This window comes from Mesobacillus sp. (genome assembly GCF_049588175.1).
GTDB lineage: Bacteria > Bacillota > Bacilli > Bacillales > Cytobacillaceae > Mesobacillus.
Map to the genome: position 1 here is coordinate 1 of NZ_JBAVFI010000755.1, position 2,912 is coordinate 2,912.

3 protein-coding genes and 1 pseudogene are annotated in these 2,912 nt (G+C 35.4%); 3 read left to right on the forward strand and 1 reads right to left on the reverse strand.

From position 1 onward, the window contains the following. Positions 1-9 precede the first annotated feature (9 nt). The gene (locus WB217_RS18310) at positions 10-408 is read right to left on the reverse strand and encodes a CBO0543 family protein (protein WP_423994744.1); all 399 of its coding nucleotides are present in this window, start codon (positions 406-408) and stop codon (positions 10-12) included. 340 nt (positions 409-748) lie between these two features. Here WB217_RS18310 and WB217_RS18315 point away from each other — a divergent pair, with 340 nt between their 5' ends. From WB217_RS18315 to WB217_RS18325, 3 genes and pseudogenes are all read left to right on the forward strand, one after another. Further along, positions 749-1,279 carry a CBO0543 family protein gene (locus WB217_RS18315; RefSeq protein ID WP_423994742.1) on the forward strand — a complete coding sequence of 177 codons (531 nt, stop codon included), beginning with the start codon at positions 749-751 and terminating at the stop codon, positions 1,277-1,279. 379 nt (positions 1,280-1,658) lie between these two features. Next, positions 1,659-1,922 carry a hypothetical protein gene (locus WB217_RS18320; RefSeq protein WP_423994743.1) on the forward strand — a complete coding sequence of 88 codons (264 nt, stop codon included), beginning with the start codon at positions 1,659-1,661 and terminating at the stop codon, positions 1,920-1,922. 540 nt (positions 1,923-2,462) lie between these two features. Continuing rightward, a pseudogene (locus tag WB217_RS18325) lies at positions 2,463-2,912 on the forward strand (peptidase M28); the annotation flags it as partial.

Sequence of the window (2,912 nt, forward strand, 5' to 3'; positions counted from 1 at the left end):
TTATAGAGATCAGTTCATTTGTTCCTTTTGCGTCCATTTCCTGATCCCTCCCATCAAGAACCTCACTGCTAAAAAAGTAGAGGCGATAGAGGCGAAGCTATGGATCGAAGTCCAACTTTTTTTGTACCTAATTAAGTTGGTTTTCTTTTCAATCCAGTGTTCTGCAAAGGCGGATGGAAGACTAAAGAGTATACACTTGAAAAAAATCGCAATCAGTCCGGAGTTTTTTGTGACCTGGTTAAAATAAATACAGGTTACAGGAAACAGAATATAACTGAATAACACGCTGATATCGAACGTTTTAAATAAGTAAACAGGATACTTCAAATACCCTTTTTTCACTAATAAATTATCTAATATGGAGGCGATGTATCCTTTTAGCAAAAAGATTATGAGCCAATCTTTCATCGGAGGCTTTTTTACTAGCTGGAAAAAGGAAAAGATACCGAAAATTAACAGTGCGCATAATATATTCTTTTCATGGCTTCTTCCCAAAATCTTATGACCCCCTTTTCTGGCAAGGACACTTTGTAAATTCCTGCAGTTGTTTTAGACTGAATTGAAAAGCGTATCCTTATGGCGGAAGCTTTTGCTAAAAATGACCTATAGAAGTATTTTTCCTTCAACATTGGATATTATTCGGATGATGTTAATCATGTATCATCATGGAAAATAGTTTGTTCAACTCTTGGTTATACTAGTGAAACAATTTCCTTTATTTGTAAAACAAGGGTTGTGTCATGTATTTATGATTAATTCGTTATATGGATTGTCATGGTTAGCTATTTTATTTATATGGGGTGATTGGAGAAATTGGAAGCGTTACTATCCAACCATCCTTTTCTTTACGCTAGGAGATTTTCTCTACTTATATTTATTATCTGATGCATATCCTATGTGGAGATACGTACCTCCTGCTGCGGATAAGGATATGGGACTGACGAATACTCATATATCTTTATCGATCATCGCTATTAAATATCCTGCTACTGTGCTTGTATATCTGTCCCATTTCCCGCAAGGCAAAATGATGGGGAAAGTTTTGTATCACCTCGGATGGGTTGTATTATATGTAGTGAATGAAATCATAGACCTCCATTTTGGTCTTATTGACTATTTTAATGGCTGGAGCTTGTGGTGGTCAGCGGCCTTTAATGCCGTGATGTTTTTTATCCTCAAAGTCCATTTTGAGAAACCGATTTTCGCCTGGCTGCTATCCGCTATTTTTATAATCTTTTTGTGGAATCGTTTTGATGTCCCATCAAGTGTGTTTAGATAAAAGCAGTTGTCTAAAAAAGTAACTGGGTCTCTTTTGAACAGAAGTTAGTAATGCAAATAGCCATCCAACTCGAATATGAATTGGTTGGCTTATTTTTGTTGGTATATCAACGCTTATTTGATTTTTATCCTCACATTCACACCCGAATTCGTCCAATTCTAGCAAGATGACAATAATTATTGTCATACGGTTATTTGAAATGATCATTCACTTGCTAATGGACTTACCAATTAACGTGCTAAATTCGGATGGAAAGGATTAAACGGTTCCTAAATCGAATATATAATATGGTTATAACGAGCGAAACTTGTTCCACAAACGGGCAGAATTATGGAATAAGAGAAGACATTACTTAATTAGATAGTGTGAGGTTCAAAAAATGAATGAAAATGAATTGGATTTTGTATTTGAAGACATTATAGATTTATCTAGAATGTGTAAATTTACTAATTGCACTCATATCAAAGAGCCACATTGTGCAGTTAAAAAAGCTATATTGGAAGGTGTCCTTTCTAAAGATAAATTCTATGCCTACTATAGAGAACAAAACGAAGAAGAACATATTTTGAAACAAAAGAATAAAACAAAGGCTGTTGATTATATGAAACAGAGGAAACTTTTTCAAGAGCTTAAGATAAGATAATACTTCGCCAAATAAGTATTACGATTTAACAATCGGATGGGATTACTGAATAAGCATAAAAAATTGGGAACAAATTTGATACACATAAAAATGTTAAAAGCACTGCAAATTTCAGTGCTTTTTCACTTGCGAATTTATTTGCGATTTACAATGTTTATTACCTTTTTGTACTCCTTAAGAAAACCCCATACTATAAAAGACTATTGCTTTTTTGTCGAATGAAATATTTTCTAATATATTGCAATTTTATAAAAAGTGAAAATATAATAAACCATACGGTCGGTTTATTTACATCACCAATAAGCTGACTCTTTACTCGGTACTTATAAAGGGGGCAAAGGGGTTGCCATTTGTACGTTTTTTTGAAAAATCATCCCTGGGGTTTTACACACCATTTACAGTTCATAATAACGAGCTGTATTGATAAGGTTCAGAATGGCGCTGCGAGTAATTCAGATAGTAAGAGATTCTAAGAGGGTCATGATAAAAAAAATTTTACCTAAAAATAGACTGGTTAGTCGGTTTTCTGGAGGTTAAACCATGGACAAAAGGATTCTTGAAATGATGAAGGAATTAACGGAAGTGCCTGGGGTTGTTGGGGATGAGAGCAAAGCCCGAAAAGTAATGGAGAATCATATAAAGCCGTATGCAGATGAAATACATCAAGATCAATTAGGCAGCTTGATCGCTGTAAAAAGAGGAAACGTGCATGGGCCCAAAATTATGATTACAGCCCACCTGGATGAAGTTGGTTTCATGGTGTCGGATATAACGGATGATGGATTCATAAAGTTCATCCCGCTTGGGGGCTGGTGGTCCCAGGTTCTTTTAGCCCAAAGGGTCCACATTACAGCGAAAGATAGGGTGATTACTGGAGTAATAGGTTCGAAGCCGCCACATATTTTATCTAACGAAGAACGGAATAAGGTCGTTCAAATCAAGGATATGTTTGTTGATATTGGGGCGTCATCTAGGGAAGAAGCCTTAAGC

What these genes read in the sequence shown, in the direction of transcription:
- WB217_RS18320 (WP_423994743.1), top strand. Translation starts at nt 1,659, where the DNA reads ATGAATGAAAATGAATTGGATTTTGTATTTGAAGACATTATAGATTTA.
- WB217_RS18315 (WP_423994742.1), top strand. Translation starts at nt 749, where the DNA reads ATGATTAATTCGTTATATGGATTGTCATGGTTAGCTATTTTATTTATA.
- WB217_RS18310 (WP_423994744.1), bottom strand. Translation starts at nt 408, where the DNA reads ATGAAAGATTGGCTCATAATCTTTTTGCTAAAAGGATACATCGCCTCC.